The sequence below is a fragment of the Micromonospora sp. NPDC049089 genome, assembly GCF_040648775.1.
GTDB lineage: Bacteria > Actinomycetota > Actinomycetes > Mycobacteriales > Micromonosporaceae > Micromonospora.
Genome location: NZ_JBEZEH010000071.1, coordinates 1 through 20,937, shown reverse-complemented (window position 1 = coordinate 20,937; position 20,937 = coordinate 1). Strand labels below are relative to the sequence as shown.

The following is a 20,937-nucleotide window of genomic DNA, read 5'->3' as shown; positions in this document are numbered from 1 at the left end:
ACAGTGGTCCGGATACCCTGCCGGCATGACGGATGTGGAGGCGGCGGCCCGGCGGTTCATCGCCCATGTGTGGAATGCCCGCCAGGAGGAGTCGGCGTACGAGCTGGTCGCCGAGGAGTGCCCGGGACTGGGCGGCACCGGGCCGGAGGCGACGTTGGCCTGGCACCGCGAGCGTCGGGCGGCCTTCCCGGACCTCCGCTACAAGATTGTCGACGTGGTCGCGGCCGGCGAGCGGGTCGCGGTGCACTGGCGGGCCGCGGGCACCCACGCCGGGCAGTTCGGGCCGGTGCCGCCGACCGGGCAGGTGGTCAGCTACTCGGGGGCGACGTTCCTGCGCTTCGACACCGCGGGCCGGATCGTAGAGGTGTGGAGCTGCAACGAGTTGTTCCAGTTGTTGCAACAACTCGGTGTCGAGATGCTCCCACCGGCTGTCGTCGGCGGACCCGGGGCGTGATCCGGCTGTTCCGCAGGTGACCGTGCTCCTCGGGTGAGCCCTGAGGTCGTCGACCTGTGGGTGGTGGTCGCGCGCGCAGTGGCCACAGGGCAGGATGGTCGACATGAGCGACCCCAGCGAGCGCGGCGACACCAGCGAGCGCGGCCTCCCCGGCGCGGGCCTGGTGAAGGGGCTGGCGGTCACCCTCAAGACGATGACCAGCCGGTCGACCACTCAGCAGTACCCCGATGTGGCCCCTGAGCTGCCGCCCCGTTCGCGTGGCGTGATCGCGTTGTCGGAGGAGAACTGCACGGTCTGCATGCTCTGCGCCCGGGAGTGTCCGGACTGGTGCATCTACATCGACTCGCACAAGGAGGAGGTGGTGGTGCCCGGCGCCGCCCGCCCCCGCCAGCGCAACGTGCTCGACAAGTTCGACATCGACTTCTCGCTCTGCATGTACTGCGGCATCTGCATCGAGGTCTGCCCGTTCGACGCGCTCTACTGGTCGCCGGAGTTCGAGTACGCCGAGTACGACATCAAGGACCTGCTGCACGACAAGGACCACCTCGGTCAGTGGATGGCCACCGTTCCGCCGCCGCCCGCGCACGACCCGAACGGCGAGCCGGCCAAGGAGGAGACCTCCGCCGCGCGCAAGGCGGCCGCCGCACGTCCCGCTCCGCCGGCGGTACGCTCCGACGCCGACCAGGACCCGGCGTCGTGAGCGCCCGGGCCGGAAGGGCGCTCCGGTGACCGGCGCGGATGTCCTGCTGCTCGCCCTCGGCGCGGTGGCGGTCGGCGCCGGTGTGCTGGTGGTGACCACGAAACACCTGGTCCGGGCCGGGCTCTACCTGGTGGTGTGCCTGGGTGCGTTGGCCGGTGACTTCCTGGTGCTCAGCGCCGAGCTGGTGGCCTGGGTGCAGGTGCTGATCTACGTGGGCGCGGTGGTGGTCCTGCTGCTGTTCGCGGTGATGCTGACCCGAGCCCCGATCGGCGCTTCCGACGACCTGGACCGGCCGGGCTGGCCGGCCGCGCTGATCGGTGGCGGCGCCGGGCTGGGGCTGACCGCGCTGCTGGTCGACGCGTACCGGTGGAGCACAGTCACGTTGCCTGACGCCGGCACCGCCGAGCGGCTGGGCGAGCAGATCTTCCAGTCCTGGGTGCTGCCGTTCGAGGTGCTGTCGGTGCTGCTGCTCTCCGCGCTGGTGGGCGCGATCGTGCTGTCCCGGCCGGACATCGGCCGTGCCGCCCCGCAACGCGACGCAGGCGACCTGGTCGACAGCGAGCCCGGGGGGCGCCGGTGAGGCCGGTCATCCCGTACGTCACCGCCGCGCTGCTGTTCGGCCTCGGCGTGTACGGCGTACTGCGCCGCCGCAACGCGGTGCTGGTGCTGATGTCGGTCGAGTTGATGCTCAACGCTGTCAACCTGATCCTGGTCACCGCGGACACCACGGCCCGCGCCGTGCTCCCGCACTCGGGGCAGGTCTTCGCGCTGTTCGTCATCGTCCTCGCCGCCGCCGAGATCGGGGTGGGGCTGGCGATCGTCCTTCAGCTCTACCGATTGCGGGCGACCGTCGCGGTGGATGACGTGCCGTTGACCGAGTCGCCGGATCCCTCCGCCGGGCGTGAGCCGGTCGTCGCAGACTCGGAGGTTGGCCGGTGACCGGGCTGCTCGGGGCGCTGCTGCCCGCCGTACCGCTGGTCGCCGGGCTGCTCGGTCTGCTGCTGCCACCGGCCCCTCGACGCGACAGCGCGACCGGCGGCGACCGGGCCCGCTCGGCCGCCGTGACGCTCGGCGTCACCGGTGCGGCCGGCGCGCTGGCGTTGGCCGTCGCTCTGCTGTTCACCGTGGACGGGCCGACGGAGACGTCGGCCACCTGGGTCGACTTCGGCGGGCTGGCGGTGACCCTCGGCGTACGGCTGGACGGCGCCGCCGCGCTGGTCGCGGTGGCGGTCACCGCTGTCGCCCTCGCCGTGCAGGTCTACTCGATCGGCTACCTGCGGCGCGGTCCCCACGACGACGTCGACGTGGACCACCGCTACCCGCCCTACGCCGCCCAGATCAGCCTCTTCACCGGTGCCATGCTGCTGGTGGTGGTCGCCGGCGACCTGATCATGCTGTTGGTCGGCTGGGAGGTGATGGGCCTCTGCTCGTACCTGCTCATCGCCCACGACCGCCGACTGGCCGGCGCCCCCGCCGCCGCCATGAAGGCGTTCCTGGTGACCCGGGTCGGTGACGTCGGGTTCCTGCTCGGCATCGCGCTGCTGGGTGTGTCGACGGGCAGCTTCCGGATCGCCGACGTGCTCGCCCACGACCATTCCGGCGCGACGTTGACCGCTGCCGGCCTGCTGCTGCTCGCCGGGGTGGCCGGCAAGAGCGCGCAGTTCCCGCTGCACACCTGGTTGCCGGACGCGATGGCCGGCCCGACCCCGATCTCCGCGTTGATCCACGCGGCGACGATGGTCGCCGCCGGTGTGTACGCGGTGGCCCGGCTCTACCCGCTGTTCACGGCCGCGCCGGTGACGCTGACGGTGCTGGGGGTGCTCGGCGCGATCACGCTGCTGCTCGGCGCGCTCGCGGCCACCGCCCAGGACGACATCAAACGCGTGCTGGCCTGGTCGACGGTGTCCCAGTTGGGTTACATGACCGGCGCGCTGGCGGTCGGTTCACCGTCGGCCGCACTGTTCCACCTGCTCACCCACGCCGCCTTCAAGGCGCTGCTGTTCCTCGCCGCCGGTGCCGTGATCCACGCCGTCGGCACCACGCTGATGTCGGAGATGGGCGGGCTGCGGCGCAGCATGCCGGTGACGTTCTGGTGCACTGTGGTGGGCCTTGGCGCGTTGGCCGGGGTGCCGCCGTTGGCCGGTTTCTGGAGCAAGGACGGCGTACTGTCGGTCGCCGAGTCGGCCGCGCTGGAGGGCACCGGGCCGGCCCCGTCCTGGGTGGGCTGGATCGTCTGGATCGCCGGGCTGATCGGCGTGGCGGTCACCGCCTGGTACGCGGGTCGGCTGCTGTTGCGCGCCTTCTTCGGCGCCCCGCGCCTGCCCCTGGTTCAGCCGCACGACCCGCCGGCCGTCCTCCGCTGGCCGGTGCTGCTGCTGGCCGTGCCGGCTGCGCTGCTCGGTCTGGTCGGGTTCGTCGGGGCCTTCGCCGACCGCCTGCGGTTCCCCACCGTCCCGGTGGCGGGCTCCGAGGACGGCCTGGTCCACCTGGGGCCGGGGGTGCTGCTGCCGCTCGCGTTCCTGCTGTTCGGCGCCGCGCTGGTGACGCTGGGCTGGCGGCGCGACCCGGCCGCCGACCCGGCCGCCGCGCTGGGTCTGCTGCGGCCGGTCTTCGCCCGCGCGTTCCGGCTCGACGACGTCCAGCGCACCCTCGTGGTACGTCCCGTCCGCGCGCTGGCCCGCGCCGCGCGCACGGGTGACGAGGTGGTGGTGGACGGCGCGGTCGAGGGCAGTGGGCGAGCCGCTTCCGGTCTGGGCGCGGGGCTGGCCGCGCTGCACCGCGCGGCGCTGCCCCGGGCCGCCGCCGGCGTACTGGCCGGTGCTCTGCTGATCGGCCTGGCCGCCGCCGTGTTGGGAGTTGTCCAGTGAGCGCGAGGAGTGAGCCGGGTTTGCGAGCCCCGCAGTCGCGAACAGAGGCGGTCCAGTGAACTTGGGGCAGGGGTTGCTGGTCGCGGTGCTGGCGGTGCCGGCGCTGGGTGCGGTCGCGGTGGCGGCGACGCCCCGGGACCGGGCGGCCCGGCTGGTCGGCACTGTCGCGGCGGCGTTGACCCTGCTGGCAGCGGTGCCGCTCGTGTTCGGCGGTCGGGGCTGGGTCGCCTGGTCGACGGACGAGCCGGCGGTGCGCCCGTGGCACCAACTGGACCTGCCCTGGGTGCCCGGTCTGGAGTTGCGCTTCCACCTCGGCGTCGACGGCATCTCCTGGCCGCTGGTGGTGTTGACCGCGCTGCTCACGTTGCTCTGCTGCGCGTACACGATGTGGCGGGTTCCGGACGGCGGCAGCGGCCGGGCACTCGTCGCGCTGCTGCTGGTGGTCGAGGTGGGCATCCTGGGCACCTTCCTCGCCCTGGACCTGGTGTTGTTCTTCCTCTTCTTCGAGGTCGTCCTGCTGCCGATGTACGCGATCATCGCCGGCTGGGGTGGCGCGGCCCGGCGTCGGGCGGCCCGGAAGTTCGCCCTTTACACGCTGTTCGGCTCGGTGTTGCTGCTGGTCGGCGTGTACGTCGTGGTCGCCGCCGCCGGCACCGCCGACATGGTGACGCTGACCGGTGGCGCGGGGATGTCCCGGGGCACCCAGTTGGCCGCGTTCACTCTGCTCGCGTTGGCGTTCGCGGTGAAGAGCCCGCTGTGGCCGTTGCACTCCTGGCTGCCCGACGCGCACACCCAGGCACCCACCGTGGGCAGTGTCGTGTTGGCCGGTGTGCTGCTCAAGATGGGCACGTACGGCCTGATCAGGGTCGCGGTGGGGGTGGCACCGGAGGGAGCCCGTTGGGCAGCGCCGGTGCTCGGCGTGCTCGCCGTCGCCGCGATCCTGATCGGTTCGCTGGTCTGCCTGGCCCAGTCGGACGTGAAGCGGCTCATCGCGTACTCCAGCGTGGGGCACATGGGCTTCGTGCTGTTGGGCGTCGCCACGCTGACCGCCACCGGCATCCAGGCGGCGTTGATCGGCAACGTCGCGCACGGGGTGATCACCGGCCTGCTGTTCTTCCTGGCCGGGGCGGTGAAGGACCGTACCGGCACGGGCACCCTCACCGAGCTGTCCGGGCTGCGGGAGACCTCGCCCCGGTTGGCGGGTCTGCTCGCGTTCGCGGCGATCGCGTCGCTGGGCCTGCCCGGCCTGGCCGGTTTCTGGGGCGAGGCGTTCGCGGTGATCGCCGCCGTGCAGGTGGGCGGTCCGCTCTGGACCACCCTCGGGGTGCTGGCGGCGGTCGGTGGGGCGCTCACCGCCGCGTACTTCCTGCGGTTGCTGCGCCAGGTCACCCACAATCGGCCGAGCCCCGCCGTCGGTCGGGTCAACCCCGGCCTGGCCGGTGCGGAGTTGACCGCCTGGGTGCCGCTGGTGCTGCTCGCGTTGGCCATTGGGCTGGCACCCACGCTGGTCCTCGGCGTCGCCGAGGCTCCCGTCGACGCCCTGATCGGGGTGGTCTCCCGGTGAGCGTGAGGAGTGCAGCGGAGCGGAGCCCCGCAGTCGTGAACGAAGGCGGGCTCTGGTGAGCGCGAGGAGTGCAGCGGAGCGGAGCCCCGCAGTCGCGAACGAAGGCGGGCTCAGATGAACGTCGTGCAGAGCGTGGACAGCGTCGCGCTGCTGCCGGCCTACCTGGCCGCCGGCACGGCCGTGCTCGTGCTCATCACCGATCTGCTCGTGGCCCGGCCACGGGCCACCCTCGCCGTGGCCGCGCTCGGTGCGCTCGGCACCGCCGTCGGCTCCGCGCTGGTCGGGGCGGGTGCCGAGCGGCGGACGTTCTGCGTGGGCGCCGACTGCTCCTGGATCTTCGGCGGTCGGGCGGCCCTGGTCGCCGTGGTGGTCGCGCTGCTCACGGTGGGTGTGCTCGGGCTGTCGGTGCCCGCGCTACGGGCCGGGCGGTCACCGGTCGGGGAGTACGCCTTCCTGTTGGCCTGCTCGATGACCGGCGGCGTGGTGCTCGGTGCGGCCGGCGACCTGATCACGCTGATCGTCGCGCTGGAGACGCTGACACTGCCGCTGTACGTGCTGGTCGGCCTGCGCCGGGGCAGCCTCGCGAGCGCCGAGGCGGCGCTGACCTTCTTCGTGGTCAGCGTGGTGGCGACCACGCTGACCCTGCTCGGCGCGGCGCTGCTGTACGCGGTGACCGGTGGGCTGCACCTGGACCGGCTCGGCGCGTTGATCGCCGAGCAGCCAGAGTTGCGGGACCTGCCGTTGACCACCGCCGCGGTGGCGGTGCTGCTGGTCGGCCTGGCCTTCAAGGTGGCGGCGGTGCCGTTCCATGCCTGGGCGCCGGCCACCTACGACGGCGCGCCGCTGCCGGTGGCCGCGTACCTGTCCACAGCGTCGAAGCTGGGCGGCCTGGTCGCCCTGCTCGCCGTGGTGCAACGGGCGCTGCCGGCGGACCAGACCGGCCCGGTGCTCGCCCTGCTCGCCGTGCTCACCATGACCGTCGGCAACCTGGTCGCCCTGCGTCAGCGGCGGACCGTCCGGCTGCTCGCCTGGTCGTCCGTCGCGCAGGCCGGGTACATCCTCGCCCCGTTGGGGGCGTTGGCGCTGGCCGCCGGACGCACGGACGAGGCGCGGTCCGCCGCGTACGCGGCGGCCATCGCGTACGCCGTCTTCTTCGTGGTGTTGGAGCTGGCGGCGTTCGCCGGATTGACCGCGCTGCGGCCGGCGGGTGCAGACGGCGGCACGCTGGACGACCTGCGCGGGGCAGCCCGGCGGCACCCGTGGCGAGCTGTGGCGTTCGGTCTCGCGCTGGTGGGTCTGGCCGGTCTACCGCCGGGGCTGGCTGGCCTGTTCGCGAAGGTGACAGTGGTCCGGGCGCTGCTGGACGGTGGCGCCGCCTGGCTGGCGCTGGTGGTGGCGTTGAACGCCGTGATCGGGCTCGCCTACTACCTGCGGGTGACCGCCGCGCTGTGGGCACCGACGCCCCTCGCCGCCCCGAACGTGGGCGGTGCCGCGGCCGTACCCGTGGTGGGTGTGGTGGGGGTGGTGCTGGCGGTGGCGACGGTGGCCGCCGTGGTGCTGGGTGTCGCCCCGCAGCTGGTGCTCGACCTGGCCGGCCGTTGACCTGACCTGCGACTTCGGTCTCAGTGAACTCTCAGCGTTGTAACGGATGGTTGACGGGTACCGGGTTGTTGAACCGGTCAGCGGATCCCGGCGATCCGTGCACCGAAGGAGACATCGTGCACCACAACCGTCTGAAGACCGCAGCGCTGCTCGGCCTGCTCAGCGCCCTGATCCTGGCGGTGGGCTACTGGTTCGGCGGCAGCGGCGGCCTGGTCATCGCCGTCGTCGTGTCTCTGGTCATGAACGGCGTCACCTACTTCTACTCCGACAAACTCGCACTGCGCTCGATGGGGGCGCAACCGGTCACCGAGGCGCAGTTCCCCGAGCTGTACCGGATGGTCCGGGAGTTGGCCACCGACGCCCGGCAGCCGATGCCGCGGCTCTACGTCAGCCCCACCGCGCAGCCCAACGCGTTCGCCACCGGTCGCAACCCGCAGCACGCGGCCGTCTGCGTGACCCAGGGCATCACCGAGATCCTCGACTACCGTGAGCTGCGCGGCGTGATCGGGCACGAGCTGTCCCACGTCTACAACCGGGACATCCTGATCTCCAGCGTGGCGGCCGGTCTGGCCAGCATCATCACCCTGCTGGCGAACCTCGCCTTCTTCATCCCGCTGGGCGGCGGGGACGACGAGGATCGACCCAACCCGGCTGTGCTGCTGCTCACCCTGATCCTGGGCCCGATCGCGGCCACTGTGATCCAGTTGGCGATCAGCCGGAGCCGCGAGTTCCAAGCGGACGCCTCGGGCGCCGAGCTGAGCCGCGATCCGCTGGCCCTGGCCAGCGCGCTCCGCAAGATCGACGCGGTGGCCCGACGTCGGCCGTTGCCGGCCCAGGGGCAGCTCACCAGCACCGCCCACCTCATGATCGCCAACCCGTTCCGGGGTGGCGGCATGGCGGCGCTCTTCTCCACCCACCCCAAGATGGAGGACCGCGTCGCCCGGCTGGAGCAGATGGCCCGCAACTCGGGGCCGGTCCAGTTCCAGCGCTGACCCGCTGAAAACACCGCCTCCGCCCGTACCTGGCCACGCCGGGTACGGGCGGAGTGCTGTATTTCCGTTGTCTACCGGCCGAGCGATGACGTTAGGGTCATAACGGCTTACGCTCATTACATCCTCGGGAGGTTCACGGTGACCGCGCTGCGTCAGTACCTGGGTGTCTGGCGGATCCCCGGCGCGCCCATGCTGCTGATCTTCGGCATCATCGGGCGGCTCGGAATCGGCATGACCCCGCTGGCGCTGCTCCTGGTCGTCGAGCAGGTGACCGGGCGCTACTCGCTGGCCGCCATCGCCGGCGGCATCTACGCCCTCGCCGGCGCCGCGCTCAGCCCGATCGCCGGGCGGATCGCCGACCGGGTCGGCCCCAGCCCCGTCCTGCTGCTCACCGCCGTGGCCCACCCGCTGGCACTCATCGGGCTGCTGCTGGCCAGCCGCTCCGGCGACGACGCGCTCCCCGTCATCTACCTCGCCGCAGGCATTGCCGGCGCCACCTACCCGCCGCTCAGCGCCGCCATCCGAGGCGCCTGGAACGACCTGACCGGCCCCAACTCCGGCCGATACCACCTCCGCAACACCGCGCTGGCCGCCGAGACCACACTGTTCGAAATCGTCTTCGTCCTCGGCCCACTGCTCGTCGCCGGCTTCGTCCTCGTCGCCGACGCGGCGGCCGCGCTGATCGGTGCGGCAGTGGTCACCCTGGTCGGCACGACCACCGTGGCCCTCGGGCAGGTCATGCGCGGCTGGCGTCCGCACCCGCAGGAACACCACGCGCGCGGCCTCGGCCCGCTACGGGTCGCCGGCTTCCCGGCCCTGCTGATCTGCGTCGCCGGCCTGGGCATCGCCTTCGGGGCCGCCGGTGTGATCGTGCCGGCGTTCGCGAGCGACCACGCCACCGGCGACCCGGAGAGCCTCGCCGGCGTCCTGCTCGCCGTCTGGGGGATCGGCAGCGCCATCGGTGGGCTCTGGTTCGGCGTCCGCAAGCCGGCACCGAACATGACCCGGCAGTTCGCCCTGCTGCTCGCCGCGCTGGCCGCCACCTTCGCCGTCTTCGCGGTGATGCCCAACCCGCTCGCGCTGGGTGTCGCGCTGATCGCCGGCGGGGCCACCATCGCGCCCGCGCTGACCCTGGAGAACACCCTGGTCGGCCGGATCGCCCCGACCGGGATGTTGAACGAGGCGTACACCTGGGTGGTCACCGTCGCTGTGGCGTCGAGCGCCGCCGGCGGCTCGGTGGCCGGCGTGATCGTCGACCACGCCGGTGGCGTCCGCTGGGCGTTCCTGTTCGCCGGGGCGGCGGTCGCCGTCGGGGCGGCGGTCGCCGCACTACCCGCCGGGCCCATCGCCCGCGCGGAAACCACCGCGGTACGCGCCGAACACCCCGTCCCCGTCTGACCTACTGGCTGGCTGGCTGGCTGGCTGGCTGGCCGGCTGGCCGGCTCGCGTCGTGGTCGGCTCGCGTCGTGGTCGGTCCGCGTCGTGGTCGGTCCGCGTCGTGGTCGGTCCGCGTCGTGGTCGGCGTCGTGGTCGGCTGGCGTCGTGGTCGGTCCGCGTCGTGGTCGGCTGGCGTCGTGGTCGGGTTGCCCTTGATCGACTCGGGTTCCTGAAAGTCGCGGTGTCCCAGTCGCCCGGACGCCCCGACTTCCAGGAAGCCGAGTCGATCTCAGCTGGACGCCCTGTGGCCGGGGACCGGATCGCTGCGGATAGCTGTCAGCGGTAGTTGTTGAACTGGAGGGCGACGCCGAAGTCCTCGCCCTTGAGCAGCGAGATGACGGCCTGGAGGTCGTCCCTCTTCTTGCCGGTGACCCGCAGTTGGTCGCCCTGGATCTGCGCCTGCACGCCCTTGGGGCCCTCTTCGCGGATCTTCTTGCTGATGGCCTTGGCCTTGTCCGTCTCGATGCCCTGGATCACCTTGCAGTCGATCTTGAAGATCTTGCCCGACGGGCGCGGCTCCCCAGCATCCAGCGACTTCAGCGAGATGTTCCGCTTGACGAGCTTCTCCTTGAACACGTCCAACGCGGCGCGGACGCGCTCCTCGGTCTCCGCCTGAAGGCCGATCGCCTCCTCGCCAGACCAGGAGATCTCAGCGCCGGTGCCGCGGAAGTCGAACCGCGTCGCAAGCTCCTTCTCCGCCTGACGAAGGGCGTTGTCGACCTCCTGACGGTCAACCTTGCTCACGATGTCGAACGACGGGTTCGCTGCCATGATTCTGCTCCTGCTGTCCGGCGGTCTGGGCCTGCCGTCGGCCGCCGACCAGCGGCACGACCCCCTGACCGTACCCGGTTGCGTAGGTGCCGGGGGGAGCCGCTATCCTTGCTTCCGCCGCCGCGTTACGACGCGGTGGGGTGCCCTGGCGGGTTGCCCGAGCGGCCAATGGGAGCGGACTGTAAATCCGTCGCGAAAGCTTCAGAGGTTCGAATCCTCTACCCGCCACCAGGTGCAGACACGGCCCCTGACCAGCAGAGATGCTGATCAGGGGCCGTTGTCATTGATCTAGCCGAGTCCGGCTGGGTCCAGCCGGTGACGACTGGTTGTTGGACAGATGGTGGGCAGGTCGAAGGATCGTTCTCGAGTGCTGTCCGCAGCGTGCCCCGGCATCCCGTGGGTACACCGCCGCTCCTTCATCTCCGCCGCGATACCTCGCTGGCGCGCAACCAGGGAGCGCTGGTTGACTGAGGGTGACACCTGGGGCATCGCGCCCGTCATGTTCGCCTTGGTCGAGCTGATGTCGTATCAGGTAGCTGCCGAGACGAGCGTCCACCGACGAGGGCCACCGCGAGCGGCCTAAGAAGAGGGCGAAGAAGCCGGACCGGCCAGCGTCAATTTTCGGGGCGTGGGTGACGCCTACGCAACTCCCAGGAGACGCCGCAGGGCCGCTAGCTGTGTTTGGTGGGCCCGAACCATGTTGCGGGCTGCCGATTTCCGGTTCACACAGACCACCCGATTGTCATGAGACTCGTAGAGAGTGCAGTCTGCCTCTAGCGCTTCCCTGAATTGAAGCTGAACCAGGACAGCTTCGCGCTCCCGCTGATCAAGTAGCTGCTCGGCATGGATATTGCGGCTGTCCGGTCCGTGGTGCTGCACGCCTGCGTCCCCTGCCCGGCTGGGACGGTCGGATGGTGGCGTAGCGGAACCCAACGCCAGGGCGACGGCCCCGGCCAAGCCGGCGGCTCCCATGCTGAATAGCCCAGCGATCTTTGCTGCGCTGCGGGATCCGCTGGCACTGATGCCTGCGCTGGCCACGGTGGCGTTAGCAGTGATCATGGCGCTGACCTCGGTTGCGCGCGCGGTGATGAACGCCGCCTGAACCTCAGGGCTCACGGCGCGCTTCTTTCGCCGACTCATTCTGCTCCTCCGGCCCACAAGCCTCCCACATTCAGGTTCTGGTGTGGGTGGACGCTCGGGCGTGTCGAGCATCAGGGCGACGGGGCGGGGGAGTCCTTCGTAAGCCCTGCGCTGAGCAGCCTGCGGGCGATGATCCTCCAAGACGGCGGCGCAAGGACTGCCTCTTGGCGCTTCCAGCGTGCCGGCCAGCACGGCCCCCCACGTCAAAGGGCGAGCCTGCGAGGCAGCCAGCGGTCAGCGCGGGTGGTAGACGACCGCTCTGACACCCGAGACAGTGCGGATCGAGGCGGCGATGCGACCACGGTCATCGAGGCCGACGAACTCGCCGTACATGCTGATGCCGGCGAGGCTCAGGTCGTGCAGAACGCCGCGTCGCCACAGGGCCGGCCGGGAGATTCCGTCGCTGGCGGCGGAGGTGGCCAGGATCTCGCCGCGGTTGTTGATCGCCCGCAGCTCGGTGGTGTTGCCGCCGAGAGTGCCGACGTCCAGGGCTCGGCCGTGTCGCCAGAGGATGCCGCGCGGAAACTGGTCAGCAGAGAACTGCCAGCCGATCACCCAGCCGCGGTCGTTGAGGGCGTACGTGTTGCTGCGGTTGAAGGGGCCGGCGCCGAGGTCGGTGACCCGGCCGCTGTGCCATCGGACGGCGTGGAAGCCGTCCGGTGGCAGGTACACCCCACCTGAAACCTGGCCGTGTTCGTTGATGTCGGACACTTCGGTGAGAGGCAGGGACCGGGCACTGCCGTTCGTCCACAGGACGGGGCCTTCGTCGGTGCGGCCGACAACCTGGCCGCGGTTGTTGATCGCCAGGGGTAGGGCGGACGGACCCAGCGGCCGCACGACACCGTGGTCCCAGACGTACCCGCCGGAGCCGTCGGCGGGGTAGCCGACGACCTGGCCGCGGTCGTTGACGTCGGTCGGGGTGAAGGCACCGAGATCGGTCATCCGGCCGTGGTGCCAGAGGAACCCGCGGTAGCTGCCGTCGGCGGCTTGGGCGCGGCCGACCACGTCGCCGCGGTTGTTCATGGCGCTGACGAAGCTGTTGTCGCCGCCGAGGGTGCCGAGCTCCACCAGGCGGTAGCCGGGCGCCGGGGCGGGGGTGGCGGCGGACGCGGTTGGTGCCGCCGTCAAGGCGGCCGCGAGGAAAGCTGCGCCGAGGATGGATGGCATGGGACGGCTCCCTTCGGAGCGTTGCCGGGCGAACCCTGTGCACAGGCTAGGCGGATCCTGTCGCTCGGCCAGAGTGCCGTCACATGGCCGACTGCCCCGCCGTCCTGCCCACGAGCGGAATGATTGTCCGGTGACGCACCGGCGGGCGGTTTCGCTTGCGAGTCGCTTGTCGACACCGTGGTGCTGTACTGGCTGAGCGGTACCGGCGTCCCGTCCGCCCGGTGGTACTGGGAGCAGGAGCGGTTTCAAGCAGCGGCCCAGGCGGCCGGTCAGACTCCGCCACCGGTCACGGTGCCGGTCGCTTCACCACGTTCCCCGGCGAGATCTGGGCCGCTCCGCGGAACGGGGCCGAGGCTGCCTACCCCGGCATGCGTACGTCAATGAGGTTGACCGCGGCGGGCACTTCGCGTCCTGCGCTGCCATCTTCGGTGGCCGTGGGCCGCAACCTGACCGGCCTGCCCGCCGTAGCCGGTCTGCGCGCCGCGAGCGGGTGTCGCCGAGGGCGGTCCCAGGGTGGCGGCGGCGCTGGTTGCATAGATGATTGCGGTTTGCCGCGTGAGGCGTCACAATCTGCTTCGGGAAAGTCACGCATGATCGGGGCGTTCAGCCCGCAAGGCGAGTGTCGTACGACTGGCCGGCACAGCAGGTCGAGGTCCGGTAGGAGTGCTAAGCCGCATAGGAGTTGTTAGCGGGGCTTGTCGTTTCTTGAGGGGCGGCGATCGGTCGGACGGTAAGACGATCTGGCCAGACGTGGTGGGTGGACAGGCCGACCGGTTCGTAATTCCCCGTCCGCAGCCCGGGGCCGTCGTGGAACTTTCCCCCCTGCCAACGCTGTGGCACCATCGGGGAACGCAGTTTTCTGACACCCTTGGTGGTAGGAGTTTCCGATGTCTGGTCTAACGCGTGGCCGGCTGCTCGGTCTGATCGTGGCGATGGGTCTTGTCGTGTCCGCTGTCGGGGGCGTTGTCGTCAGCAGTGAGATGCAGGCGACAGGGGTTGAGTGGGGTGCTCCGGTCAGCAGCAGTGGCGCGGGAGCCGTTGTCAACGAGCGTTGATGTCGGCGCGCTTCAGCGCCACCGATGAGGGGACACGAGCGTGCCGGGCAACAACGTCCCCCGCCGTTCAACGGAACGTGCCTGGCTGATCACCGGCCCCCTGGCTTCTCTCGCTATCCTCATCACCACATTCCTAGCCGTTACTGAAACCATAAAACCCCGCGACCTTCTGGTTGCGGGGTTGCTCGTGCTTGTGATGGTGGTGGCCGGCGTACCGACTCTGAGCTTCGTCGTCCGACGTCAGGCCGTCGTGGTCACCCTCACCGAGATCCCGTTGGTGCTGGGGCTGTACTGGCTCTCACCGGTGCTCGTGGTCCTGATCGCGACGATCGCCGCGGTGGTCACTCAGGCTCACCGTCGCTACCTGCCCCCCAAGTTCTGGTTCAACGTCGCCCGGGATGCCGCCGGCGTGTCGGTGGCGGGCGTGGTCGTGGTGGCGGCGCCGCCGCTCGACGGGGTTGGGCCCGCCACCTGGGGGGTCCTGTTTCTCGCGGTCAGCGCGAACACGCTGATCAGCTTGGCCTCGGTCGTCGGCGTGATCAGCCTGTTGCAGGGCTGGCAGGGGCTGCGGGGCACGACGGCGATGGCCGTGCAGGTCTTCCTCACCACCGCGCTGAACGTGGCGGTGGGGCTGCTCATCCTGATCGCGCTGGTGACGACACTGTGGTCGACGTTGCTCCTGGTGGCCATCACCGTCGCCGGCGTCATGCTCTACCGCGCGTACTCCCGGTTCCTTCGTCAGCACCGGACCCTCGGCGACATGTACGAGTTGACCCGGGCGATGACCAGCGCGGGCCACGAGGGGGCGCTCGCGGACGTGCTGCTCGATCGGATCCGCACCCTCATGCAGGCCGAGTACGCGACCCTCTGGCTTCCGGCGCAGCGCCGGCATCCGGAGGTGCTGCTGACCGCACGGCTGGACGACCGGGGGCTGCTCGACGTGGCGCCCACCCCGGTGGTGATTCGTGAGCGGGCTTTCGAGGCGGGCCACAACGTCACCCTCGGGCGGCTGCTCGGCGGCGATGCGGAGTTGCGTCGCGCGATCGCCGGCCGTCAGGTGAAGGACGTCATCGTCGTGCCGCTGCGGTCGGGGAAGGTGGTGATCGGCACGTTGGAGGTGGTCAACCGCCTCAGCGACGTCGGCCACTTCACCAAGGCCGATGTGCCCGTGCTGGAAACGGTGGCGGCGCACGCGGCCGTCGCGTTGGAGAATTCGCGGCTGGTCGACCGGCTGCGGCACGACGCGTACCACGACACGTTGACCGGGTTGCCCAACCGGCGGCGCATCACCGGCGCTCTTGACGAATCGGTCAAGATCGGCGCGCCGGACGAGGTGGTGGCGCTGCTGCTCTTCGACGTCGACGGGCTGCGCCAGGTCAACGAGTCCCTGGGGCACGCGGCCGGGGACAAGGTCCTCACCGAGGTCGCCAATCGGTTGCGGGCCAGCGCGCCGTCGTCGGCTCTGGTTGGCCGTGCCGGTGGGGACGAGTTCCTGGTGACGTTGCGGTTGGAGAGCGCCGAGGCGGCGGTCGAGTTGGCCGCCCAACTGCGCGACCAGATCCGCGACGAGATGGTCTTCGACGCGCTCACCCTCGACGTGGACACCGCCGTCGGGGTGGCCGTACACCCGGATCATGGCAGCGACGCGGCGACCCTGCTGCTTCGGGTCGACCTCGCCGCCACCGCGGCCAAGTCGGTACCGGGCAGCGTGCAGCTGTTCAATCCCGCGCTGGAGTCCCGTTCGCTGCGCCGGTTGGGTCTGGCCGGCGATCTGCGCCGAGCACTGGACCATGACGAGCTGGAGGTCTACTTCCAGCCCAAGGTGACTCTGCGGGACCGGCGCCTGGTGGGTGTGGAGTGTCTGGCGCGCTGGGAGCACCCGGCGCACGGCACTGTCGCGCCCGAGGACTTCGTGGCGGTGGCCGAGCACACCGGCCAGTTGAGCCGGCTCACCGAGGTGGTGCTCCGGGAGGGCCTTCGGCGCAGCCGGGACTGGGCGCTGGCCGACCAGCCGCTGCCCATCGCGGTCAACCTCTCGGCCCGTACGCTCATCGACCGACACTTCCCGGATCGGGTCCAGGAGTTGTTGACCGAGTACAAGGTGCCGGCGCAGCGCCTCACCCTGGAGATCACCGAGTCGGGGGTGCTGGACGGCACGGACCGGCCCATCCCCACCCTGCAACGGCTGCGGGATCTCGGCGTACGACTGTCGGTGGACGATTTCGGCACTGGTGACTCGTCTCTGGCGCACCTGCGCCGGCTGCCGGTGCACGAGGTGAAGGTGGACCGCTCCTTCGTGCAGGGCATGGCGACCGACCCGGGGGACCTGGCGATCGTCAACGCGGTCGTCACCCTCTCCCAGCAGTTCGGCCTGACGGTGGTGGCCGAGGGGGTGGAGAGCGAGCTGACCCTGGAGCTTCTCCAGGACATCGGCTGCGAGATCGGGCAGGGCTTCCTGTTCAGCCGGCCGCTGCCGTACGAGCGTTTGGCTGCCTGGTTCGGTGCCCAGGTCGAGCCGGAGACGGTCGCCAACGGGGAGCTTCCGCGCCTGCGTGTCGTGCCCTGAGCAGGGCGCCGACGATCACCGGGGATCCGATTTCACCTGTCGAGCCGGGCCGTGTACTCTTACTCCTGCGCGCCCCACGGGGAGATCGCGCAGGCCCCCTTAGCTCAGTCGGCAGAGCGTCTCCATGGTAAGGAGAAGGTCTACGGTTCGATTCCGTAAGGGGGCTCGAGGGTTCAGCTGGACCCATCGCAGCGGTGTAGCTCAGATGGTAGAGCAAGCGGCTCATAATCGCTGTGTCGCCGGTTCAAGTCCGGCCACCGCTACTCTCGTCTTCCGGGCTCGTTGCCGGTGGTCGTAAGAATGGGCGCTTCCGGCGCCCACTTTGCATGTCCGCGCTGTCAGCGTCTAGGCTGGCGCGTCGTAGTTGTTTCCGTTAGCGAGGAAGGCACTCCGCCGTGGCGAAGGCTACCGATGTCCGGCCGAAGATCACTTTGGCGTGTGTGGAGTGCAAGGAGCGCAACTACATCACGCGCAAGAACCGGCGCAACGACCCCGACCGCATCGAGCTGAAGAAGTTCTGCCCGCGCGACGGTCGGCACACGGTCCACCGCGAGACCCGCTGACTGCTGGCCGGCCTCAGGGCCGGCCGTTGTCGAAGCTTTCCGATCGCCGATCTGACCGGTTTGGTGCGGCTCCGCCGCCGCCTACCGATCAGGTCGGCGATTGGGCTTTCCGTGTAGGTTCGCGGCATGCCTCTGGACCCTTCCTTCGTCGGCCGGACGTATCCGCCGACCGCCCCCTACCAGGTGGGCCGAGAAAAGATCCGCGAGTTCGCCAGCGCCATCGGTGCCACCGATCCGGCCCACCACGACCCGGAGGCCGCGCGGGCGCTGGGCCACCCCGACGTGGTGGCCCCGCCGACCTTCCCGGTGATCGTGACGATGGCCGCGAGCAGCCAGATCATCGAGGACCCGGCCCTGGGTGTCGACTACAGCCGCCTGGTGCACGGTGACCAGCGGTTCGCGTACACCCGGCCGGTGGTCGCCGGCGACGAGCTGGTCTGCACCAACACCATCGAGGACGTCAGCACCAGGGGTGGGCACGGCTTCCTGACCACGCGCACCGACGTGAGCACCGCTGGCGGGGAACCCGTGGTGGCGGTCTGGGCCAGGTATGTCATTCGCGGGGAGGCGTGAGATGGAGTTGCCAGCACAGACGTTTCAGGTGACCCGCGCGGACCTGGTCCGCTACGCCGGCGCCTCGGGTGACTTCAACCCGATCCACTGGAGCGACCGGGTCGCCACCACTGTGGGTCTGCCCGGGGTGATCGCCCACGGCATGTTCACCATGGCCCTGGTCGGGCGGGCGGTCACCGAGTGGGCCGGGTCGCCGGACGCGGTGGTCGAGTACGGCGTGCGTTTCACCCGGCCCGTTGTGGTCCCCGACGATGACCAGGGGACCGAGATCGAGGTGACCGCGCGGGTCCGCGAGGTGACCGAGGACGGTCTCACGCGGCTCGAGGTGACCGCCACCTGCCTGGGTGAGAAGGTGCTGTCGCAGGCGCGGGCAACCATCCGGACGGCAGGCTGAACCGAGCCCGCCACGCGTGGCGGAGAGACCGGTTGGGAAAGTCGGGCGGCTACCCGTACACTGGTCCGCCGTGGGGCAAGTGACCCCTGCTCGGTCGTCTGTGGCCGCGTGGGGCGAGTGTTGCCACATAGGGGTGTAGCTCAATTGGCAGAGCAGCGGTCTCCAAAACCGCAGGCTGCAGGTTCAAGTCCTGTCACCCCTGCGCCTCAGGCCTGACCGTTCCCGTGGGCCGCGCCGCCACCTGGCGGCGTCCGGCCCGTGGTGGTGGCATCGGCGGGGTGGCTCCGAGGCAATCGGGGCCCTCCGGGTGATCCACCGGCCGCGGCCCGTCGCGGGACGGTTGGGTCCGGCCGGCGTGACCAGCGCCGCGTGCGCCACTCGGCGTACGACCCCAGATTCCGCGACGGAGGGCGAAGTGGCCGACAACAAGCGGCGCGACGACGACGGCGACGATCGTCTGGACGACGAGGTCGTCGACGACGTGGCCGACGACGACGCCTCCGGCGCGGACGAGCCGGTTTCCCGGGGAGGCACCGCCACGCGGTCCCGTGCCCGGGCGGAGTCGGCGGACAGCCGGCCGACCACGCGGTCGGAAACGGGTCGGGTGGGCGTCTTCGGCCGCATCGCCCGGTTCTTCCGCGAGGTCGTAGCTGAACTGCGTAAGGTCATCTGGCCGACCCGCAAGGAGTTGCTGACCTACACCGCCGTGGTGGTGGCGTTCGTCGCGGTGATGCTGACGATCGTGGGTGTGCTGGACTTCGGCTTCGCCAAGGTCGTGTTGTTTGTCTTTGGCAACTCGGACTGACCGGCTGCCTCCAGCCATAGTGACGGAAGTGAGCGAGCGTGCCTGAGTACGACGAGACCGCCGGACCGGTGGACGAGCAGTCCACGGTCGCGACGGCGGCTGGTGACGAGTCGGTCGAGGCCGCCAGCGAGCCGGAGTTCCCTACGACCGAGCCCGCACCGGACGAGGACTACGACCCCGTCGCGGAGCTGAGGCAGAAGCTTCGCTACGCGCCGGGTGACTGGTACGTGGTGCACTCGTACGCCGGCTACGAGAACAAGGTCAAGACCAACCTCGAGACCCGGATCACGAGCCTCGACATGGAGGACTTCATCTACCAGGTCGAGGTGCCGACCCGGGAAGAGGTCGAGGTCAAGAACGGTAAGCGTTCGCAGATCCAGGCCAAGGTCTTCCCGGGTTACATCCTGGTCCGGATGGAGCTGACCGCCGAGTCGTACTCCTGCGTCCGGAACACCCCGGGTGTGACCGGCTTCGTCGGCGCGACCGACCGGGCCGACCGGCCGGCTCCGCTCTCGCTCGACGAGGTGCTGAAGTGGCTGGCGCCGGCTGTCGAGACCGAGCAGAAGAAGGCGAAGCCGGAGATCAAGGTCCTCGACTTCGAGGTGGGCGACTCCGTCACCGTCACCGACGGCGCGTTCGCGTCGCTGCCGGCCACGATCAGCGAGATCAACGCCGACCAGCAGAAGCTCAAGGTGCTGGTGTCGATCTTCGGTCGTGAGACTCCGGTGGAGCTCAACTTCAACCAGGTCGCCAAGATCTGATTGGTCGTCGGCGGCGGGCCCAGCCCGCCGCCGACGTCGGCGTACGCGCTCTCGCTCGACCTCGGCGGACGAGTGGGCTGCGGCCTGCGCTACTCTTGAATGTCGCCGCTGTCGCACCGCGCTGACCGTGCGCGCCCGAGGGCGGCGACAGCCGCATTTTCCCAGTTCCAAGCCCCAGGAAGTGACATGCCTCCGAAGAAGAAGCTCGTCAAGACGTTCACGCTTCAGTTGCCGGCGGGCCAGGCCACGCCGGCGCCGCCGGTCGGCCCCGCGCTCGGCCAGCACGGCGTGAACATCATGGAGTTCTGCAAGTCCTACAACGCGCAGACCGAGTCTCAGCGGGGCGACATCGTCCCCGCCGAGATCAGCGTGTACGAGGACCGGTCCTTCACGTTCGTGCTGAAGACCCCGCCCGCCGCCCGGCTGCTGATCAAGGCCGCCGGTGTGCAGAAGGGCTCGGGTGTTCCGCAGTCCGAGAAGGTCGGGTCGGTCAGCCGCGCCCAGCTGCGTGAGATCGCCGAGAAGAAGATGGCCGATCTCAACGCCAACGACATCGCCCAGGCCGAGAAGATCATCGCCGGCACCGCCCGGTCGATGGGCATCACCGTCAACGACTGACGTCGGCCCCGACCTTCGTTCCGACCGTGGGAGGGCTCGCGCCGAGCGGCCCGCCAGAGACCACAGGAGTAATCAGCAATGCAGCGCAGCAAGAGCTACCGCAAGGCCGCCGACGTCATCGACCGGTCGAAGCTCTACACCCCCACCGAGGCCGTGAAGCTGGCCAAGGAGACCACCAACGTCAAGTTCGACGCCACGGTCGAGGTCGCCATGCGCCTCGGCGTCGACCCCCGCAAGGCGGACCAGATGGTCCGCGGCACGGTCAACCTGCCGCACGGCACCGGTAAGACCGCCCGCGTGATCGTGTTCGCCAGCGGCGCGAAGGCCGAAGAGGCCGCCGCCGCGGGTGCGGACGAGGTGGGCACCGACGAGCTGGTCGCCCGCATCCAGGGTGGTTGGCTCGACTTCGACGCGGCGATCGCCACGCCGGACCAGATGGCCAAGATCGGCCGGATCGCGCGGATCCTGGGCCCGCGCGGTCTCATGCCGAACCCGAAGACCGGCACGGTGACCATGGACGTCACCAAGGCGGTGCAGGACATCAAGGGCGGCAAGATCACCTTCCGGGTGGACAAGCACTCCAACCTGCACCTGATCATCGGCAAGGCCTCCTTCACGGAGACCCAGCTGGTGGACAACTACGCTGCGGTGCTCGACGAGGTGCTGCGTGCCAAGCCGTCCGCGGCCAAGGGCAAGTACCTCCGCAAGGTCATCCTGACCACCACGATGGGCCCGGGTGTCCCGGTCGACCCGAACCTGGTGAAGAACCTTCGGGAGGACCAGGCCGACGCCTGAGTCGACAGTTCGCTCCGCCGGGGGGCCCGCGACCGCCGGGCGGGGCGCCGGGGCGGTGGTGGGGTGGGTGGGGGGGGCGCAATCGGGGGGGTGTAGAGTGGGTTGGGGTCATC

At 70.3% G+C, this 20,937-nt stretch carries 21 protein-coding genes and 4 tRNA genes; 23 read left to right on the top strand and 2 right to left on the bottom strand.

What is annotated here, in order from left to right; all coding sequences use genetic code 11:
* Window positions 1-25 precede the first annotated feature (25 nt).
* The 9 genes from AB0B48_RS14710 to AB0B48_RS14670 all read left to right on the top strand — a co-directional run bounded on the left by AB0B48_RS14710 (window position 26) and on the right by AB0B48_RS14670 (window position 9,577).
* Window positions 26-454, top strand: a complete 429-nt coding sequence (locus AB0B48_RS14710) for an ester cyclase (RefSeq protein ID WP_357200964.1) — start codon at window positions 26-28, stop codon at window positions 452-454.
* Between the two features lie 103 nt (window positions 455-557).
* Window positions 558-1,154 (top strand): NADH-quinone oxidoreductase subunit I, encoded by a 597-nt coding sequence (locus tag AB0B48_RS14705; RefSeq protein WP_355005690.1) that lies wholly within the window; start codon window positions 558-560, stop codon window positions 1,152-1,154.
* 25 nt (window positions 1,155-1,179) lie between these two features.
* Window positions 1,180-1,734 carry an NADH-quinone oxidoreductase subunit J gene (locus AB0B48_RS14700; protein ID WP_357200960.1) on the top strand — a complete coding sequence of 185 codons (555 nt, stop codon included), beginning with the start codon at window positions 1,180-1,182 and terminating at the stop codon, window positions 1,732-1,734.
* Window positions 1,731-2,093: an NADH-quinone oxidoreductase subunit NuoK gene (gene nuoK, locus AB0B48_RS14695; protein WP_355005688.1), complete on the top strand. Its 363-nt coding sequence runs from the start codon at window positions 1,731-1,733 to the stop codon at window positions 2,091-2,093. The genes AB0B48_RS14700 and nuoK overlap by 4 nt, the downstream gene beginning before the upstream one ends.
* Window positions 2,090-4,021 (top strand): NADH-quinone oxidoreductase subunit L, encoded by a 1,932-nt coding sequence (locus tag AB0B48_RS14690; RefSeq protein WP_357200956.1) that lies wholly within the window; start codon window positions 2,090-2,092, stop codon window positions 4,019-4,021. Before nuoK ends, AB0B48_RS14690 begins: the two co-directional genes overlap by 4 nt.
* 55 nt (window positions 4,022-4,076) lie before the next feature.
* Window positions 4,077-5,585: an NADH-quinone oxidoreductase subunit M gene (locus AB0B48_RS14685; RefSeq protein ID WP_357200953.1), complete on the top strand. Its 1,509-nt coding sequence runs from the start codon at window positions 4,077-4,079 to the stop codon at window positions 5,583-5,585.
* 114 nt (window positions 5,586-5,699) lie between these two features.
* Complete coding sequence (locus AB0B48_RS14680) at window positions 5,700-7,187, top strand: proton-conducting transporter membrane subunit (RefSeq protein WP_357200950.1); 1,488 nt, start codon at window positions 5,700-5,702, stop codon at window positions 7,185-7,187.
* Between the two features lie 116 nt (window positions 7,188-7,303).
* Window positions 7,304-8,179 (top strand): zinc metalloprotease HtpX, encoded by an 876-nt coding sequence (htpX, locus tag AB0B48_RS14675; protein WP_124858758.1) that lies wholly within the window; start codon window positions 7,304-7,306, stop codon window positions 8,177-8,179.
* Between the two features lie 138 nt (window positions 8,180-8,317).
* Window positions 8,318-9,577 (top strand): MFS transporter, encoded by a 1,260-nt coding sequence (locus AB0B48_RS14670; RefSeq protein WP_357200946.1) that lies wholly within the window; start codon window positions 8,318-8,320, stop codon window positions 9,575-9,577.
* A gap of 315 nt (window positions 9,578-9,892) precedes the next feature.
* Here the strand turns inward: AB0B48_RS14670 and AB0B48_RS14665 are convergent, their stop codons facing one another.
* A complete protein-coding gene (locus tag AB0B48_RS14665) occupies window positions 9,893-10,387 on the bottom strand; it encodes a YajQ family cyclic di-GMP-binding protein (RefSeq protein ID WP_091402478.1) in 495 nt (164 codons plus the stop codon).
* A gap of 147 nt (window positions 10,388-10,534) precedes the next feature.
* Here AB0B48_RS14665 and AB0B48_RS14660 point away from each other — a divergent pair.
* Both AB0B48_RS14660 and AB0B48_RS14655 read left to right on the top strand, forming a co-directional pair.
* A tRNA-Tyr gene (locus AB0B48_RS14660) sits at window positions 10,535-10,618 on the top strand.
* Between the two features lie 739 nt (window positions 10,619-11,357).
* Window positions 11,358-11,489: a hypothetical protein gene (locus AB0B48_RS14655; protein ID WP_357200942.1), complete on the top strand. Its 132-nt coding sequence runs from the start codon at window positions 11,358-11,360 to the stop codon at window positions 11,487-11,489.
* 272 nt (window positions 11,490-11,761) lie between these two features.
* Here the strand turns inward: AB0B48_RS14655 and AB0B48_RS14650 are convergent, their stop codons facing one another.
* On the bottom strand, window positions 11,762-12,694 hold the full coding sequence (locus AB0B48_RS14650; RefSeq protein ID WP_357200939.1) for a hypothetical protein: 933 nt from the start codon (window positions 12,692-12,694) through the stop codon (window positions 11,762-11,764).
* Window positions 12,695-13,581: 887 nt separating this feature from the next.
* Here AB0B48_RS14650 and AB0B48_RS14645 point away from each other — a divergent pair.
* The 12 genes from AB0B48_RS14645 (at window position 13,582) to rplA (ending at window position 20,824) form a co-directional block, all read left to right on the top strand.
* Window positions 13,582-13,749, top strand: a complete 168-nt coding sequence (locus tag AB0B48_RS14645) for a hypothetical protein (RefSeq protein ID WP_357200936.1) — start codon at window positions 13,582-13,584, stop codon at window positions 13,747-13,749.
* Between the two features lie 40 nt (window positions 13,750-13,789).
* A complete protein-coding gene (locus AB0B48_RS14640; protein WP_357200933.1) occupies window positions 13,790-16,315 on the top strand; it encodes a bifunctional diguanylate cyclase/phosphodiesterase in 2,526 nt (841 codons plus the stop codon).
* 93 nt (window positions 16,316-16,408) lie between these two features.
* A tRNA-Thr gene (locus AB0B48_RS14635) sits at window positions 16,409-16,481 on the top strand.
* Between the two features lie 24 nt (window positions 16,482-16,505).
* A tRNA-Met gene (locus AB0B48_RS14630) sits at window positions 16,506-16,578 on the top strand.
* Window positions 16,579-16,710: 132 nt separating this feature from the next.
* Entirely contained in the window at window positions 16,711-16,878 is a 168-nt protein-coding gene (gene rpmG, locus AB0B48_RS14625; RefSeq protein WP_007073056.1) for a 50S ribosomal protein L33, read from the top strand.
* A gap of 126 nt (window positions 16,879-17,004) precedes the next feature.
* Window positions 17,005-17,451, top strand: coding sequence for a MaoC family dehydratase N-terminal domain-containing protein (locus AB0B48_RS14620; protein ID WP_357200930.1), 447 nt, complete (start codon window positions 17,005-17,007; stop codon window positions 17,449-17,451).
* Window position 17,452: 1 nt separating this feature from the next.
* Window positions 17,453-17,845: a MaoC family dehydratase gene (locus tag AB0B48_RS14615; protein WP_357200927.1), complete on the top strand. Its 393-nt coding sequence runs from the start codon at window positions 17,453-17,455 to the stop codon at window positions 17,843-17,845.
* Between the two features lie 129 nt (window positions 17,846-17,974).
* A tRNA-Trp gene (locus AB0B48_RS14610) sits at window positions 17,975-18,047 on the top strand.
* A 213-nt stretch (window positions 18,048-18,260) separates the two neighbouring features.
* On the top strand, window positions 18,261-18,650 hold the full coding sequence (secE, locus tag AB0B48_RS14605; RefSeq protein ID WP_091403530.1) for a preprotein translocase subunit SecE: 390 nt from the start codon (window positions 18,261-18,263) through the stop codon (window positions 18,648-18,650).
* 38 nt (window positions 18,651-18,688) lie between these two features.
* The gene (gene nusG / locus AB0B48_RS14600; protein ID WP_112584800.1) at window positions 18,689-19,411 is read left to right on the top strand and encodes a transcription termination/antitermination protein NusG; all 723 of its coding nucleotides are present in this window, start codon (window positions 18,689-18,691) and stop codon (window positions 19,409-19,411) included.
* 186 nt (window positions 19,412-19,597) lie between these two features.
* Window positions 19,598-20,029 carry a 50S ribosomal protein L11 gene (gene rplK, locus AB0B48_RS14595; protein WP_124820953.1) on the top strand — a complete coding sequence of 144 codons (432 nt, stop codon included), beginning with the start codon at window positions 19,598-19,600 and terminating at the stop codon, window positions 20,027-20,029.
* A 78-nt stretch (window positions 20,030-20,107) separates the two neighbouring features.
* A complete protein-coding gene (gene rplA / locus AB0B48_RS14590; RefSeq protein WP_091402424.1) occupies window positions 20,108-20,824 on the top strand; it encodes a 50S ribosomal protein L1 in 717 nt (238 codons plus the stop codon).
* Window positions 20,825-20,937: the final 113 nt, after the last annotated feature.